This window comes from Tsukamurella sp. USMM236 (genome assembly GCF_037148755.1).
Classification (GTDB): domain Bacteria; phylum Actinomycetota; class Actinomycetes; order Mycobacteriales; family Mycobacteriaceae; genus Tsukamurella.
Genome location: NZ_JBBCSS010000002.1, coordinates 655,110 through 670,124, shown reverse-complemented (window position 1 = coordinate 670,124; position 15,015 = coordinate 655,110). Strand labels below are relative to the sequence as shown.

The 15,015-nt window shown below is 70.9% G+C and carries 14 protein-coding genes; 8 read left to right on the top strand and 6 right to left on the bottom strand.

Translation table 11 applies throughout. The annotated features are described in order from the left end of the window. Positions 1-14 precede the first annotated feature (14 nt). Positions 15-956, top strand: a complete 942-nt coding sequence (locus WFK95_RS09130) for a DMT family transporter (protein ID WP_224645782.1) — start codon at positions 15-17, stop codon at positions 954-956. On the opposite strand, the gene lexA is transcribed toward WFK95_RS09130, so the two are convergent. Next, entirely contained in the window at positions 934-1,644 is a 711-nt protein-coding gene (gene lexA, locus WFK95_RS09125; RefSeq protein WP_224645781.1) for a transcriptional repressor LexA, read from the bottom strand. The genes WFK95_RS09130 and lexA overlap by 23 nt on opposite strands. A gap of 254 nt (positions 1,645-1,898) precedes the next feature. On the opposite strand from lexA, the gene WFK95_RS09120 reads away from it, so the two are divergent. Further along, the gene (locus WFK95_RS09120) at positions 1,899-2,534 is read left to right on the top strand and encodes a hypothetical protein (protein ID WP_224645780.1); all 636 of its coding nucleotides are present in this window, start codon (positions 1,899-1,901) and stop codon (positions 2,532-2,534) included. Positions 2,535-2,748: 214 nt separating this feature from the next. Next, the gene (gene nrdR, locus WFK95_RS09115; RefSeq protein ID WP_224645796.1) at positions 2,749-3,222 is read left to right on the top strand and encodes a transcriptional regulator NrdR; all 474 of its coding nucleotides are present in this window, start codon (positions 2,749-2,751) and stop codon (positions 3,220-3,222) included. Positions 3,223-3,254: 32 nt separating this feature from the next. Here nrdR and hrpA read toward each other — a convergent pair whose 3' ends face one another. Continuing rightward, positions 3,255-7,199, bottom strand: coding sequence for an ATP-dependent RNA helicase HrpA (hrpA, locus tag WFK95_RS09110; protein ID WP_224645779.1), 3,945 nt, complete (start codon positions 7,197-7,199; stop codon positions 3,255-3,257). 20 nt (positions 7,200-7,219) lie between these two features. Between hrpA and WFK95_RS09105 the strand changes: the two genes are divergently transcribed. The 3 genes from WFK95_RS09105 to WFK95_RS09095 all read left to right on the top strand — a co-directional run bounded on the left by WFK95_RS09105 (position 7,220) and on the right by WFK95_RS09095 (position 10,548). Beyond that, a complete protein-coding gene (locus WFK95_RS09105; RefSeq protein ID WP_224645778.1) occupies positions 7,220-8,473 on the top strand; it encodes an aminotransferase family protein in 1,254 nt (417 codons plus the stop codon). Between the two features lie 99 nt (positions 8,474-8,572). Beyond that, entirely contained in the window at positions 8,573-8,917 is a 345-nt protein-coding gene (locus WFK95_RS09100) for a DUF485 domain-containing protein (protein WP_224645777.1), read from the top strand. After that, positions 8,914-10,548, top strand: a complete 1,635-nt coding sequence (locus tag WFK95_RS09095; RefSeq protein WP_224645776.1) for a solute symporter family protein — start codon at positions 8,914-8,916, stop codon at positions 10,546-10,548. Before WFK95_RS09100 ends, WFK95_RS09095 begins: the two co-directional genes overlap by 4 nt. A 63-nt stretch (positions 10,549-10,611) precedes the next feature. Here WFK95_RS09095 and WFK95_RS09090 read toward each other — a convergent pair whose 3' ends face one another. Next, complete coding sequence (locus tag WFK95_RS09090) at positions 10,612-11,436, bottom strand: sigma-70 family RNA polymerase sigma factor (protein WP_224645775.1); 825 nt, start codon at positions 11,434-11,436, stop codon at positions 10,612-10,614. 79 nt (positions 11,437-11,515) lie between these two features. Between WFK95_RS09090 and WFK95_RS09085 the strand changes: the two genes are divergently transcribed. Beyond that, on the top strand, positions 11,516-11,974 hold the full coding sequence (locus tag WFK95_RS09085) for a carboxymuconolactone decarboxylase family protein (protein WP_336670483.1): 459 nt from the start codon (positions 11,516-11,518) through the stop codon (positions 11,972-11,974). Between the two features lie 19 nt (positions 11,975-11,993). Here the strand turns inward: WFK95_RS09085 and WFK95_RS09080 are convergent, their stop codons facing one another. From WFK95_RS09080 to WFK95_RS09070, 3 genes are all read right to left on the bottom strand, one after another. Further along, positions 11,994-12,701 carry a hypothetical protein gene (locus tag WFK95_RS09080; RefSeq protein WP_224645773.1) on the bottom strand — a complete coding sequence of 236 codons (708 nt, stop codon included), beginning with the start codon at positions 12,699-12,701 and terminating at the stop codon, positions 11,994-11,996. Positions 12,702-12,805: 104 nt separating this feature from the next. After that, a complete protein-coding gene (locus tag WFK95_RS09075; RefSeq protein WP_224645772.1) occupies positions 12,806-13,345 on the bottom strand; it encodes a carboxymuconolactone decarboxylase family protein in 540 nt (179 codons plus the stop codon). A gap of 4 nt (positions 13,346-13,349) precedes the next feature. Beyond that, positions 13,350-13,937: a peroxiredoxin gene (locus WFK95_RS09070; protein ID WP_224645771.1), complete on the bottom strand. Its 588-nt coding sequence runs from the start codon at positions 13,935-13,937 to the stop codon at positions 13,350-13,352. Between the two features lie 144 nt (positions 13,938-14,081). Between WFK95_RS09070 and WFK95_RS09065 the strand changes: the two genes are divergently transcribed. After that, complete coding sequence (locus tag WFK95_RS09065; RefSeq protein WP_224645770.1) at positions 14,082-15,002, top strand: hydrogen peroxide-inducible genes activator; 921 nt, start codon at positions 14,082-14,084, stop codon at positions 15,000-15,002. The last annotated feature ends 13 nt before the right edge of the window (positions 15,003-15,015 follow it).

The window sequence follows — 15,015 nt, the reverse complement described above, 5'->3', positions numbered from 1 at the left end:
TCGACCATCGAGTCATGAGAATTCCGCCGATGCTCGCGCTCTCCGTCGTGGTGCTGTACGCCTTCGGGTATCCGCTGGGTGCCCTCGGGATCGCGGCGATGAGCCCGTTCCTGCTGCTCTTCCTGCGGTTCGCGGTCTCCGGGGTGTTGATGCTCGGCCTGGTGCGCGCGACCGACCGGCGCCTGCCGCGGGGCGCCGACCTGGGACACGCCGTCGTCGTCGGGCTGCTCACGCAGGCCACGCAGTTCCTGGGCTGCTACCTGGGGCTACAGGCGGGCGTGCCTGCGGGGGTCGCGGCCCTGATCATCGGTGTCAACCCGGCCGTGACGACGGTGGTGGCCCGGATAGCGCTCCGCGAGCGACTCACGGCCCGCCGCGCCCTGGCGGCTCTGCTGGGGCTCGCAGCGGTCGTCACGGCGTGCTGGTCGACGGTGCCGGCCCTGGCCCATGCCGGGGCGGGGATCGGGTTCACGCTGGTGGGACTGGCGGGCATCGCCGTGGGCGGGGTGTACCAGCAGCGGTTCTGCCGCGGCGTCGATCCGTTGGCCGGGAATGCGATCGGCATGGTGGTCGCGGCCGTGCCGGCCGGCGCTCTGACCGTACTGTTCGGCGCGACGGTGAGCGATCCCGTGCAGGGCGCCCTCGTGCTCGTGCTGATGGTGCTGCTGAGTTCGATGACGGCGACGACGCTGTACCTGCGCGTGATCGGCATCGCCGGGGCGAGCGGCGCCGCGATGCTCTTCGCCGTGATCCCGTCGGTCTCCGCGCTGTTCGCCTTCCTGATGCTGGGCGAGGCCCTTCATCCGGGTGTGCTCGCCGGGCTGGTGCTCGGCGGCGCCGCGTGCGCGCTGGCGTCCCTCGGTGGACGACGAACGCCGGCCCCCGACCGAGCGGTCGACGAGCCGGCGCGGCCGGAGGCGAGTGCGGGTGCGGTCAGATCCGACGCATCACGGTGACGACCTTCCCGAGGATCACCGCGTCGTTGCCGTGGATCGGGTCGAAGGCGGGATTGTGCGGCATCAGCCAGACGTCGCGGCCCGTGCGCCGGAAGGTCTTGACGGTGGCCTCGCCGTCGAGCATCGCGGCGACGATGTCGCCGTTCTCGGCGACGGACTGCTGACGCACCACGACCCAGTCCCCGTCGCAGATCGCGGCGTCCGTCATCGACTCGCCGACCACCTTGAGCAGGAACAGTGAGCCCTCGCCCACGAGTTCACGGGGAAGCGGGAAGATCTCCTCCACCGCCTCCTCGGCCAGGATGGGGCCGCCCGCGGCGATGCGCCCCAGCACCGGGACGAACGCGGGCTCCGGCATCCGGTCCTCGTCCTCCATGACCTTCTGGATGACCTGGGCCGTGCGCTCCTCGGCGCCCTGGACGTTCACGGCGCGGGGGCGGTTCGGATCGCGGTGCAGGAAGCCCAGGCGCTCCAGGGTGCGGAGCTGATGCGCCACGGAGGAGGTGGACGTGAGGCCCACCTCGTCGCCGATCTCCCGGATGCTCGGGGGATAGCCGCGCTCGCGGACGGAGCGCCGGATGACTTCCAGGACCTGCTTCTGGCGACGGGTGAGGTGATCCTCGGAGACGTTGCCCTGTGCGTCGCGGAAGCGCTTGTCCCGGTGTTGAACCTGTCGCTCATCTGTCATGTGTCGCTCCTCACGCCCGTTCGGTTCCGACTCCACTGTAGTCCAGCTCGAACGACCTGACAAACATCTGTTCGAGAAATTTGTCCGCGTGTCTTCCGCTCGCTCGAGGGGTGTGGTAGAAATCGAACAGAAGTTCTCTCGAACACTTGCACGCACTCCGGTGTGACTGGTGGGGCTGGATTGAAAACTTGTCAGTCCCCTCCGATAGACCAGTAGGTGAGCGAGAAGGACCCGCTACCGACGAAGGAGAGATCATGACCGCGATCATCGATCGAGACGTCATCATTGCAGCGCAGAGCGCCGCCGCCGAGGCGCAGGCGCTCGTGCGGCACGGTTCGGCGGCCGCCGACCGGCGCGGCGCGACCCGGGCCCGCGGGGTCTCGCCGCGGCTCGCCCGCAGCCGCGGGCGGGAGGTGTCGGCGCTCTCGATCACCTCGTCGAACGGCGCCGCAGAGGGTCTTGTTCGAACGGAGCTCACCGCCGTCCGCGTGACCGGTGCCCGCGGGTCCGCTCGGCGCACCGTCGAACGCCCGGGCGTGCGTACTGCGGGGCGCCGCGCACCCCTCGGCTACTCGCGCGCCGACGGCTGCGCGCGCCGCATCCCCGGCCCGTCCGTCGCGGCGTGCGTCCTGTTCGCCGCCGGCGTCTTCGCCGCGCTGCTGGTGCTGTTCGGCGGCGCGCCCCAGGCGGAGCCCGCGCCCGCCGGTGCGGCGCAGCCCGCCCTCACCTCGGTCGTGACGGTCCGTGCCGGCCAGGACCTCGCGCAGATCGCCCGTGAGATCGCGCCCGAGCGCGCTCAGGCCGCCGTCGTCGCGGAGATCTCGGAGATCAACGGCCTGCAGGGCGGCCGCGTGCACGCGGGGCAGACCCTCGTCACGCCGCGCTACTGACCATCACCCACGAGCGAAGGAGACGCAGATGACCACCCGCATGGCGATAGTGGATTCCCGGCAGGGCGGGCGCTCCGCCCACCTCGACAACGTGGTGCCGTTCCCGCGCCGAGTATTCTCGGAGTCGAGATCGCGGGGCACGTCGGTGGCAGGGGCCACCGTGCTGCAACTGCCCCGCCGGACGTCCGAGCGCAGCCGCGCGGGAGGTGGACCGATGTATTGCCCGTTCTGCAAGAACGAGGACACCCGTGTGGTCGATTCGCGTGTCTTCGACGACGGGCAGGGCATTCGCCGCCGCCGCTCCTGCAACGAGTGCGGGCGCCGCTTCACCACCGTCGAGAGCGCGGTGATGGCCGTCGTGAAGCGCAACGGCGTCACCGAGCCCTTCAGCCGCGAGAAGGTCGTCAAGGGCGTGCGCCGCGCGTGCCAGGGCCGCGACGTCGCCGAGGACGATCTGCACAAGCTCGCCCAGCAGGTCGAGGAGGCGATCCGCGCGATGGGCGTGGCCGAGGTTCCTGCGAACGAGGTGGGCCTCGCCATCCTCGGGCCGCTCCGCGACCTCGACGAGGTGGCCTACCTGCGGTTCGCCTCCGTCTACCAGGGGTTCTCGTCCATCGAGGACTTCGAGGCCGCCATCCGCGATCTCCGCACCCGGGCCGCCGCGGCGGACCCCACCGACGCGGCGTAGCCCGTTTCCGCGCCGGCCCGCGCGGTCGGCTCTCAGGTCAGAGCCGCGATCGCGGCCAGCACCTTCTTCTCCGAGACCGACCCGGCGGTACCGAGCGACTGCGCGAACAGGCTGACCCGCAGTTCCTCGATCAGCCAGTGCACCTGGTCCAGAGCTGCGTCGCGGCGATGCTCGGGCAGTGTGTCCAGCTTCGCGGTCAGGGCGCCGTAGACACGATCCAGCGTCGCCATGCCGCGGTCGTCCCGGTCGATCGACGCGGGTAGCGCGGCCCAGCGCGCGGCGGCGCCCGCGGTGTAGCGCGGCAGGTGTTGCAGATGGACGTCCGCAGTGGCCGCGACGAAGCCGCTGAACAGCAGCCCGTCGAGCTGTTCGGCGATGTCCTCCGCCGCGTCGCGCAGCGCCGGCGGCGCGGACGCGATCGCGCATCGAACCTCGGTGGCCGTCGCCACCGCGGCGGCGACGGCGGCGAAGTTCTGCTGGACCGCCTCGCCGAGCCCGGCGCGCACCGTCGCCGTGAGCGACTCGAACTCGTCCGGCGTCCACGCGAGGCCCGCGCGGACACGGAGATCCGTGATGGCGCGCCGCCGGCAGTCGGCGACGAGGTCCATCGGCGTCGCGTACGGGCTCTGCGACAGCGCCAGCCGTTCCCGCTGTCCGACGGACTGCAGCACCGACTTGTGCCCCGCCGGGAGGACGTTGGCGAGGAGCACGTCGAGCCCGGCCCCCATCAGCGCGGTCTGCTCCGGCTCCGCCGCGACCACCTTCACGCCCGCGGCGTCACCGGCGGGGTAGAGAGTGCCGAAGCCGGTCACGCGGCTGCCGCGCACCTCGGTGTCGATGGTCCGCGGCACGTCGCCGAGCGTGTCCGCGGTCCACTGCTTCGCCGGAGCGCGCTCGTACGCCCCGGCGCGGCTCGACAGGTCCTGCTGCACCGCGGCCCCGAGTTTGCGCTTGAGGGCGTCGAGGTCCTTGCCGGTCCCGAGCACGCGGCCGTCGTCGCCGATCACCGTGAACGTCACCCGCAGGTGATCGGGGATCGCGCCGGTGGCGAAGTCCCCGGCTCGGATCACGGTGCCGGACAGCTGCGTCAGCTCGCGGGCGAGGCCCTCGGTGAGCGGCTCCGCGCGCGGGGTGAGGCGCGCGAGCGCGGCCGCGGCGAAGTCGGGGGCCGGCACCACCTCGCGGCGCAGCTGCTTGGGCAGCGACTTGATCAGCGCGACCGCGAGCTCCTCGCGCATCGCGGGGACGAGCCACTCGAAGCCGTCGGCGCGGACGGTGGACAGGTCCTTGACGGGGATCCGCGCGGTGACGCCGTCGTCGGCCGCACCCGGCTCGAAGCGGTACTTCAGCGGGACCTCGATGCGGCCCTGCAGCCACGACGTCGGGTACGCCTCCGCCGTGACGTCGGCGGCACCGTCGGCGAGGAGGTCGTCGGCGGTGAGGTCCAGCAACCCGGGGTCGGTCCGCGAGGTCTTCTTCCACCAGGAGTCGAAGTGGCGCGCCGAGACGATGCCCTCGGGCACGCGTCGGTCGTAGAAGTCGTAGAGACCGTCCTCGTCCACGACGATGTCCCGGCGGCGGGCCTTGTCCTCGAGGTACTCCGCGTCGTCGAGCAGCGCCCGGTTGCGAGCGAAGAACGGGTGGCGCGTGCGCCATTCGCCCTGGACGAGCGCATGCCGCAGGAAGAGTTCCCGCGCGGCGACGGGGTCGATCCGGCCGAAGTTCACCGTGCGGTCGGCCACCAGCGGCACGCCGAAGAGTGTGACGCGCTCCTTGGCGAGCACGGCCTCCCGCTTCGTGGACCAGTGCGGCTCGGAGTAGTGGTGCTTCGCGAGTGGCCCGGCCAGCTTCTCGGCCCACTCGGGCTCGATCTTGGCGACGGTCCGCGCGAAGAGCCGCGAGGTCTCCACGAGCTCACCGGCCATGACGAACCGCGGCGGCTTCTTGGCGAGTGCGGAGCCGGGAAAGACCAGGAACTTCGCGTTCCGCGCGCCCAGGAACTCCTTGCCGTCCGGCTCGCGCAGGCCGATCTGGGACAGGAGTCCGGCCAGCATCGCCTGGTGGATCAGGTCGGGCGACGGCGCCGGCTCCCGGCCGAGCGAGTCGAGCTTCCACCCCAGGTCCCGGCAGATCTGCCGCAGTTGGCCCTGCAGGTCCTGCCACTCGCGGATCCGCACGTAATGCAGGAACTCCCGCTGGCACTCGCGGCGGAAGGCGCTGGAGGTCAGCTCCGCGCGACGGTCGCCGAGGTGCCGCCACAGGTTCAGGTACGAGAGGAAGTCCGAGGTTGGGTCGGCGAAGCGGGCGTGCTGCGCGTCTGCGGCCTGACGGTGCTCGGCGGGCCGCTCGCGCACATCCTGGATCGACAGCCCGGCGACGATCACGAGCACTTCGGGGAGCACCCCGAACTCGCGGGCGGCGACGAGCATGCGCGCCATGCGCGGGTCGACGGGCAGGTCCGCGAGCTGGCGGCCGACCGCGGAGAGTCGCTTGTGTCCCTCGTGCGCGTCCTCCAGCGCCCCCAGCTCCTCGAGCAGCGCCGTGCCGTCGCGGACGGCCCGCTCGTCGGGCGGCTGCACGAACGGGAAGGCGGAGACCTCGCCCAGCTCCAACGCGGTCATCGACAGGATCACCGAGGCCAGGTTGGTCCGCAGGATCTCGGGATCGGTGTACACGGGCCGCGCGTCGAAGTCGTCCTCCGAGTACAGCCGGATCGCGATGCCGTCGGACGTGCGGCCGCAGCGCCCGGAGCGCTGCTGCGCCGAGGCCTGCGAGACCGGCTCGATGGGGAGGCGCTGTACCTTGGTGCGCACCGAGTACCGGGAGATGCGCGCGGTGCCGGTGTCCACCACGTACTTGATGCCGGGCACCGTCAGCGAGGTCTCGGCGACGTTGGTGGACAGCACGATCCGCCGGCCCGTGTGCGGGGCGAAGACGCGGTGCTGCTCGGCGGAAGACAGGCGTGCGTAGAGCGGCAGGATCTCGGTCCCGGGCCGCACGTGCGCCTGCAGCGCCTCCGCGGCGTCACGGATCTCGCGCTCGCCGGAGAGGAAGACGAGGACGTCGCCGGGTGCCTCGCGGGAGAGCTCGTCGACGGCGTGCACGATCCCGGTGACCTGGTCGAGCGGCTCGGCGTCGTCGGTCATCTCGTCCAGCGGGCGGTACCGGATCTCCACCGGGTAGGTGCGGCCGCTGACCTCGATCACGGGGGCGGGCGTACCGTCGGGCCGCGCGAAGTGGGCGGCGAACCGCTCCGGCTCGATGGTCGCGGATGTGACGATCACCTTGAGGTCGGGCCGGCGGGGCAGGAGCTGCCGCAGGTACCCGAGGAGGAAGTCGATGTTGAGGCTGCGCTCGTGGGCCTCGTCGATGATGATCGTGTCGTAGTCGCGGAGCAGGCGGTCGCGGGTGAGCTCGCGCAGCAGGATGCCGTCGGTCATCAGCTTGACCGAGGTCTTCGCCGACACCCGGTCGGTGAACCGGACGGCGTAGCCGACGGCGTCGCCCAGCTCCGTGTTCGTCTCCTCGGCGATCCGCTCGGCGACGCTGCGGGCGGCGAGTCGCCGGGGCTGGGTGTGGCCGATCATGCCCCGGACGCCGCGGCCGAGCTCGAGGCAGATCTTCGGCAGCTGCGTCGTCTTCCCCGAGCCGGTCTCGCCCGCGAGGATGATGACCTGGTTCTCGGAGATGGCCTTGGCGATCTCCTCGCGCCGCGCGCTGACGGGGAGGTTCTCGGGGTAGACGATCGCCGGCACCGCCGCCGTGCGCTCGGCGTAGCGCGCCCGCGCGGTCTCCACCTCGCGGGCCAGCTTCGGTAGGTCGGAGGGCTTGGCGCGCTTGAGTCTTCCGCGGAGGCGGGCCTCGTCCCGGAGGGTGAGCGCCGGGTCGGCATCGGTGCCGAGCGCGGCGTACAGATCGCGCTTCGACGGTCCGCCCGCGCCGTCGTCTCGTGCGGTGCGCGTCTCCTGCTTCGTCATTTGCGACTAGTTTATCCACCATGAGCGGACAGGGACCCACGACCTCATCGGCACTCTGGCACGGCTTCGCGGACATGGGCGCCGTGCAGCGCGACGGCGCCTTCGTTTTCGCGCGCGGCGAGGGCGCGTACGTCTTCGACACCGACGGCAATCGGTACCTCGACGCGACCGCCGGCCTGTGGTTCGCCAATGTCGGCCACGGCCGCGCCGAGGTCGCCGACGCGGTGCGCGATCAGCTGCTCAAGGTCGCGCACGTGACCGGCTTCGGCGATGCCGCGACCGACACGACCGTCGCCCTCGCGAACCGCCTGCAGGCCATCGCGCCGGTGCCGGACAGCAAGATCTTCTTCACTTCGGGCGGCTCCGATTCGGTCGACTCGGCGATCAAGCTGGCCCGCCGGTACTGGCAGGAGCAGGGACGTCCGGAGAAGAAGCTCATCGTCGGCCGTTCGAACGCCTATCACGGCATGCACGTGGGCGGCACGAGCCTGGGCGGCATCCCGGTGAACGCCGAGGGCTACGGCGGGGTGCTCTTCGACGACACCGCGACGGTCGCGTGGGACGACGCCAAGGAGCTGCTGGGCCTCATCGAGCGGGTCGGCGCGGATGCCATCGCGGCCTTCGTCGCGGAGCCGGTGATCGGCGCCGGCGGCCTGCTGCCCCCGCCGGAGGGGTACCTGCGCGAGGTCCGCGACATCTGCCGTGAGCACGACGTGTTGTTCATCGCCGACGAGGTGATCACGGGCTTCGGCCGGATCGGCGGCGCGTGGTTCGCCTCGAGCCGGTTCGACTTGGAGCCCGACCTGATGACCACGGCCAAGGGGCTCACCAGCGGCTACGTGCCGATGGGCGCCCTGTTCGTGGCACCGCGCGTCGCCGAGCCCTTCTACGGGGGCGGCGTGTGGTGGCGGCACGGCTACACCTACGGAGGCCACGCGGCCGCCGCCGCTGCGTCGATGGCGGTGCTCGACATCATGGAGCGCGAGAACCTGCTCGCCGAGGCGCTGCGGCTGCAGGACACCCTGCTGCGGGAGCTCGCCACGCTGGCCGACCACCCGAAGGTCAAGGACGTGCGGGGCGGCGTCGGCGCCGTCGCCGGCGTGCAGTTGCACGAGCCCGCCGAGGCCATGGCGATGGTGAAGAAGCTTCGGGCGCAGGGCGTCTCCGGCCGCGCCGCCGGCCTCGGAACGCTGCAGTACTCGCCGGCGCTGGTCACCACCGACGAGCAGGTCGCCGAGATCGCCGCGGCGACGCGGCGGGCGCTCGACTCCTGACCGGAGCAAGCGCCGAGTAAAGGCGGTTGCAAGGGGTTGCACGGCGTATGTGGCCCATTCAACCCTGCGGTGAATGTGGTCCGTGCCACACTTTCGGACGTGAACGAAGAGGATACGGCGGCGGTCTACCAGCGCGCCTACGACAGCAAGGAATTCCACGAGCTCCGGCGCAGGCTGGCGACGTTCGTGATCCCGATCTCCGTGGCGTTCCTGCTCTGGTACGCCGTGTACGTGCTGCTGGCGACCTACGCGCACGAATTCATGAGCCAGAAGCTGTTCGGGAACATCAACGTCGCGCTGGTGATGGGGCTCGGGCAGTTCGTCACCACGTTCGCCATCACCTGGGCGTACGTGCGGTTCGCGAACAACACGATCGACCCGATGGCGACGGATCTCCGTGAGCACATCGAGGGCGAGCTCAAGGCCGGGGAGGCGGGCCAGTGACCGATCTCCTCGCCTGGGAGCCCCGCACGATCGAGGTCGGCCAGCAGGTCGGCTCCACCGCGCTGAACATCCTCGTCTTCGTCCTGTTCATCGGCGTCACGATGGGCCTGGTCATCAAGGCCAGCCGCACCACCAAGAAGGCCACGGACTTCTACACCGGCGGCGCCACGTTCACGGGCCCGCAGAACGGTTTCGCCATCGCGGGCGACTACCTCTCGGCCGCCAGCTTCCTCGGCATCTGCGGCGCCATCGCGGTCCAGGGCTACGACGGTTTCCTGTACTCCATCGGCTTCCTGGTCGCCTGGCTCGTCGCGCTCCTGCTCGTCGCCGAGCGGCTGCGCAACGTCGGCAAGTTCACCATGGCCGACGTGCTGAGCTTCCGGCTCAAGCAGCGCCCCGTCCGCATGGCCGCCGCGCTCGCGACGCTCACCGTCTCCCTCTTCTACCTGATCGCCCAGATGGCCGGCGCGGGCGGCCTCGTCTCGCTCCTGCTCAACATCAAGGGCACCACCGGCCAGGCCGTCGTCGTCGCGGTCGTCGGCGTCCTGATGATCGTCTACGTGCTCGTCGGCGGCATGAAGGGCACCACCTACGTGCAGATGGTCAAGGCCGTCCTGCTCGTCGGCGGCGCCCTGCTGATGACGCTCATGGTGCTCGCCGCGGTCAAGGGCAACTTCTCCGACCTGCTGCAGAAGGCCATCGACGGCAGCGCTGCGGGCGAGAAGATCATCGAGCCCGGGCTCAAGTACGGCAAGACCGAGACCACCAAGCTGGACTTCATCTCGCTGGCGCTGGCGCTGGTGCTCGGCACCGCGGGCCTGCCGCACGTGCTCATGCGCTTCTACACCGTGCCCACGGCCAAGGAGGCCCGCCGTTCGGTGACCTGGGCCATCGGCCTGATCGGCGCGTTCTACATCTTCACCCTGGTGCTGGGCTTCGGCGCCGCCGCTTACGTGGGCGCCGACGTCATCGCGAAGGCCCCCGGCGGGGTCAACTCCGCGGCGCCGCTGCTCGCGTTCTCGCTGGGCGGCACGATCCTCATGGCGGTCATCTCCGCCGTCGCCTTCGCCACCATCCTCGCGGTCGTCGCCGGCCTGGCGATCACCGCGTCCGCGAGCCTCGCCCACGACATCTACAACGGTGTCATCAAGCACGGCAAGGCTTCCGAGGAATCGCAGGTCCGTGTCTCGCGCATCACCGTCGTGGTCATCGGCATCGCGTCGATCATCCTGGGCATCGGCGCCATGGGGCAGAACATCGCCTTCCTGGTGGCCCTGGCGTTCGCCGTCGCGGCGTCCGCCAACCTGCCGACGATCCTGTTCTCGCTGTTCTGGCGGAAGTTCAACACCACCGGCGCGGTGCTGTCGATGTACGGCGGCCTGATCTCGGCCATCGTCCTGATCGTCTTCTCGCCGGCCGTGTCGGGCAAGTCGACGTCGATGTTCAAGTCGCTCGACTTCCACTGGTTCCCCCTGGAGAACCCCGGCCTGGTGTCGATCCCGATCGGCTTCGGCCTCGCGATCCTGGGCACGCTCTTCGGCAAGCCGGACACCGATCTCGCCGACAAGGCGGTCGAGATGGAGGTCCGCTCGCTCACCGGCGTCGGTGTCGAGAAGGCCATCGACCACTAGGCCCATCGCGTTCGACGGTGCCCGTCCCCGGCTCTCCGGGGGCGGGCACCGTCGTTCCACGTGTCAGAGCGGGACCACCTCGCTGCCCGCCACCTCGTCGGCGCGCAGGGTGACGTCGAGGGCGGCGATCCGGCCGTCCGCGGTGAAAGTCACGTCGCCGAGCAGTAGGTAGCTGGGCGCGCCGGGCAGCCGCACGGTGTAGCCGAGCACGCCGTCGACCAGCGCGACCAGGGCCGTCTTCGCCTTGAACAGGAAGGCCTCCGCGATCGCGGGCGCGCCGGTCAGCACTGACGTGGCCGCACCGTCGGTGTGCGTGCGGAAGACGGCGTCCGGGTCGAGCAGCTCGACGAGGGCGGTGAAGTCACCGTCGCGCGACGCCGCGAGGAAGGCGCGCACCGCGTCCGTCCGCGCCGCGTCCGGCCGGGGCGTCCCGGCCACCCGCCGGCGGGCGCGGCTCGCGAGTTGGCGCGTCGCGGCGGGGCTCCGCCCGAGGATGGCCGCCACGTCGTCGAAGGGCACGGCGAAGACGTCGTGCAGGACGAAGGCCACGCGCTCCGCCGGCCCGAGGTCGTCGAGGACCGCGCCCATCGCCGCACCGACGGACTCCGCGAGTTGCGCTTCGTCGTCTGGCGCGGGCGCAGGGTCGGCGGGGTCGACGTCGTCGAGCGACGCGGTCTCGCGACGGGCGCGCAGGCGGTCCAGGCAGATACGCGACACGACGGTCGTCAGCCACGCGGCCGGATTGTCGACGGTGCCGTCCCAGTCCGCCCGGTCGGCCCGGAGCCACGCCTCCTGCACCGCGTCCTCGGCGTCGGCTGGGGAGCCGAGCATCCGCGTGGCCACCGCGAGCAGCCGGGGCCGTGCGCTTTCGAAGTCGTTCAGGTCCATGTGTCACATCCTCCGTCGTCGATCCGTCAGGTGTATGACGGGGCGCCCGCCCCGAGTGTGACCGACAGAGGAGACCGACATGACCGCACGGATGACGAACCCCGCTTTCGCCCTGCCCGGGGCGCTGGATGCGCTGACGAAGCTGGGCGAGGCGGTGGCGGCCTCGGGGCTGTCGCCGGAGCTGTTGGAGCTGGTCAACATGCGGGCCAGTCAGCTCAACAGCTGCAGCACCTGCCTCGACGGGCACTGGCGGATGGCCCGCAAGCACGGCGCGTCCGACGACAAGCTCTTCGCCGTCGGCGCCTGGCGTCACACGCCCTACTTCTCCGACGCCGAGCGGATCGCGCCCGAGCTCACGGAGGAGCTGACCGCGCTCGCGGGGCACCCCGAGGCCGTGCCGGACGCGCTGTGGGACGCCGCCGCGGACGAGTTCGACGCGAACCAGCTGGCCGCGCTGGTCCTGGCGGTCGGGCAGATCAACCTCTGGAACCGGGTCAACCACGCGACCCGCCAGGAGGCCGGCTCCTGGCGACCGTGACGGAATCCTCCCGGGGCGTTCAGGGGAGGACGCGCGCCGCGAGCCAGCCGATTCCGGAGGAGGCCATCGCGCCGGCCATGAGCAGGAGGATCGACCAGGCGACGCCTTGCAGCCCGTTCCATCGAGAGCGTGGTGGCCGTGGCCCCGCGCCCTCTGGATCGCCCGCGGCGGCCGGGCCGTGCGCGGAGCCCGTGCCGCGGCGCCAGAGCGGGGCGGGCTCCAGCACGAGGTACAGCAGGGCGCCCAGCTGCCCGATGACGAACATCCAGAACCATGCCCACCGGGTGCCGTAGATGGGGCGTGAGGACAGCATGGCGACGAGCGTGGCCAGCATGGTCAGCCCGATGACGGTCGTGACCCATGGTGGTCCGCGCAGGGGCCAGGCGAGCAGCTCGGCGTCGTCGTCCTTCGTCGTGACGCGGACCCCGCGAGCCCGCATGGCGGTTGTGAACTCGGCGACGGGGGTCTGCAGCCGGTCGGTGATGGGGCCCCGGCGCCATTGGAACGGCCCCGTCGACCACGTCGCGGTCCAGACGGTCTCGTCGTCGATCGAGCTCGACGAGGAATCCGGCAGCGCCACCTGAACGACCGCGCCTCGATCCAGTTCGTGGGCGAACTCCGTGTGGTCGGCATCGCGGGGGTGCGCGGCGGTCGCCGCAGCGACCGCCGCGGTGAGGAGGACGATGAGGGCTGCGACGCGGAGCGCCACCACCAGGTTCTGCCGCATGACCGTAGGTCGGTGGCCGCGAGCTGTTCGTTACGCGTACGAGAACGACGGTGCCCGCCCCTCGCGAGGAGGGGCGGGCACCGTCGTGTTGTGAAGCGGTGAGGCTAGACCGAAGCGGTCGCGAGGGTCTCGGCGGCGAAGATCGCCTGCGCGACGCCCTGCACGGTGGCGGCGACCTTGACGGCCTCGAAGGCCTGCTCCTTGGTGAGGCCGGCCTTGCGGACCACGTCGTCGTGGGCGGCGACGCAGTGCTCGCAGCCGTTGATCGCCGAGACGGCGAGGCTCCACAGCTCGAAGTCGGTCTTGTCGACGCCGGGGTTGCCGATGATGTTCATCCGCAGGCCCATGCGCACCTGGGCGTAGTCGGCGCCGAGGAAGCCCTTCGCCCGGTACGCGACGTTGTTCATGCCCATGACGGAGGCGGCACCGAGGGCGGCCTGGTAGGCCTCCGCCGACAGGGTATCGGCGGCGTCTTCGGCGATCTCGCGCAGGACGGTCGCGTTCTTGGTGGCCGCGGCCGAGGCGAGGAAGGTGCCCCACAGCTGCTGCTCGGTGAGCTCGGTGGAGCGCGCGAGCGAGCTGAGGTTGAGCTTGAGGTCCTTGGCGTACTCGGGGACCGCGTTCTTCAGGTTGTCGATCGACATGTGTTTAGACGCTCTCCTTCAGCAGCTCGCCGGCGTCGAGGGTCGGGTCGCCCTTCTTCCAGTTGCAGGCGCAGAGCTCGTCGGACTGCAGGGCGTCCAGCACGCGGAGCACCTCGTCGACGTTGCGGCCCACGGAACCGGCCGTCACGGAGACGAACTGGATCTCGTTGTTGGGGTCGACGATGAACGTCGCGCGGTCCGCGACGCCGTCGGCGTTGAGCACGCCCGAGGCCTGCGCCAGCTCGCGCTTGAGGTCCGAGAGCATCGGGAAGGGGAGGGTCTTGAGGTCCTCGTGCTGCGCGCGCCACTGGAAGTGCACGAACTCGTTGTCGACCGAGGCGCCGAGCACCTGGGCGTCACGATCGGCGAACTCGTCGTTGAGCTTGCCGAAGGCGGCGATCTCGGTGGGGCAGACGAAGGTGAAGTCCTTCGGCCAGAAGAAGACGATCTTCCACTTGCCGGCGTAGTCATCGCTGGTGACGGTGGTGAAGTAGTCGTCCGGCTGCTGCGCGTCGACCTTCGACAGGTCGCCGCCGATCACGGCGGTGAGGTTGAACGCGGGGAACTGGTCGCCGATGGTCAAGAGAGGCAAGATGACTCCTTCATTGGGTATCGATGAGCCCGAGGTGCGACCCGGGGTATGGGCGCGCGGGCGGGGTTGCTTTCGGAGACCACTGTGCCGAGCGAATCACATCTTTGTAAAGCAAAGGTGATGGATGGCACTAGACTGATAGGTATGTCCGATCAGCCTTATCAGCCGACCCTCGCGCAGCTGCGCGCCTTCGTCGCAGTGGCACGCTCGCGCCACTTCGGCACCGCGGCGACATCGCTCGGCGTGAGCCAGCCGTCGCTGTCGCAGGCGCTGGCCTCGCTCGAGACCGGGCTCGGCGTACAGCTGGTGGAGCGCAGCACGCGCAAAGTGCTCATCACGGAGGCGGGAATGGCCCTGCTGGAACAGGCCTCCGTCATCGTGGCGTCCGCGGCGGAGCTGGTGAGCTCGGCGGCCGGCCTCACCGGCGAGCTGCGGGGGACGCTCCGGCTCGGCATGATCCCGACGGTCGCGCCGTATCGACTGCCTCGTCTCCTGCCGCAGCTGCGCGCCGAGGTCGACGATCTGGCGGTCACCGTCGTCGAGGACCAGACGGCCCGCCTGCTCGACGCGCTGCGCTCCGGCCGGATCGACGTGGCCGTGCTCGCGCTGCCGGTGCACAGCTCGTCGGTCGCCGAGATCCCGCTCTACGACGAGGAGTTCGTCCTCGTGGTGCCGCCCGGTCACCCGCTCGCCGGCCGCGACGACCTGACCGCGGACGACCTGTCCGGGCTGCAGCTGTTGCTGCTCGACGAGGGACACTGCCTCCGCGACCAGGCGCTCGACCTGTGCCGCCAGGCCGAGGCGGGCGTCGGCGTCATGGGCGACACCCGGGCGGCCTCGCTCGCGACGATCGTGCAGTGCGTCTCAGGCGGCTTAGGGGTCACCCTGCTGCCCGAGCCCGCGGTCGCCGTCGAACTGCGCGGCACGGATCTGGCGACCGCACGGTTCGCGGCGCCGGCGCCGGGCCGCCGGATCGGCCTCGCCTACCGAGCGTCCAGCGCGAAGACGGAGGGCTTCGCCCGCCTCGCCGAGATCGCCCGCGCGGCCGCAGGATCTACCGTGTGACCTGGCCGAACCG

Excerpts from the sequence above, each read along its gene's own strand:
- WFK95_RS09065 (WP_224645770.1), top strand. The coding sequence starts at position 14,082 with ATGTCCGATCAGCCTTATCAGCCGACCCTCGCGCAGCTGCGCGCCTTC.
- WFK95_RS09130 (WP_224645782.1), top strand. The coding sequence starts at position 15 with ATGAGAATTCCGCCGATGCTCGCGCTCTCCGTCGTGGTGCTGTACGCC.
- hrpA (WP_224645779.1), bottom strand. The coding sequence starts at position 7,199 with ATGACGAAGCAGGAGACGCGCACCGCACGAGACGACGGCGCGGGCGGA.
- WFK95_RS09105 (WP_224645778.1), top strand. The coding sequence starts at position 7,220 with ATGAGCGGACAGGGACCCACGACCTCATCGGCACTCTGGCACGGCTTC.
- nrdR (WP_224645796.1), top strand. The coding sequence starts at position 2,749 with ATGTATTGCCCGTTCTGCAAGAACGAGGACACCCGTGTGGTCGATTCG.
- lexA (WP_224645781.1), bottom strand. The coding sequence starts at position 1,644 with ATGACAGATGAGCGACAGGTTCAACACCGGGACAAGCGCTTCCGCGAC.
- WFK95_RS09075 (WP_224645772.1), bottom strand. The coding sequence starts at position 13,345 with ATGTCGATCGACAACCTGAAGAACGCGGTCCCCGAGTACGCCAAGGAC.
- WFK95_RS09085 (WP_336670483.1), top strand. The coding sequence starts at position 11,516 with ATGACCGCACGGATGACGAACCCCGCTTTCGCCCTGCCCGGGGCGCTG.
- WFK95_RS09080 (WP_224645773.1), bottom strand. The coding sequence starts at position 12,701 with ATGCGGCAGAACCTGGTGGTGGCGCTCCGCGTCGCAGCCCTCATCGTC.
- WFK95_RS09090 (WP_224645775.1), bottom strand. The coding sequence starts at position 11,436 with ATGGACCTGAACGACTTCGAAAGCGCACGGCCCCGGCTGCTCGCGGTG.
- WFK95_RS09120 (WP_224645780.1), top strand. The coding sequence starts at position 1,899 with ATGACCGCGATCATCGATCGAGACGTCATCATTGCAGCGCAGAGCGCC.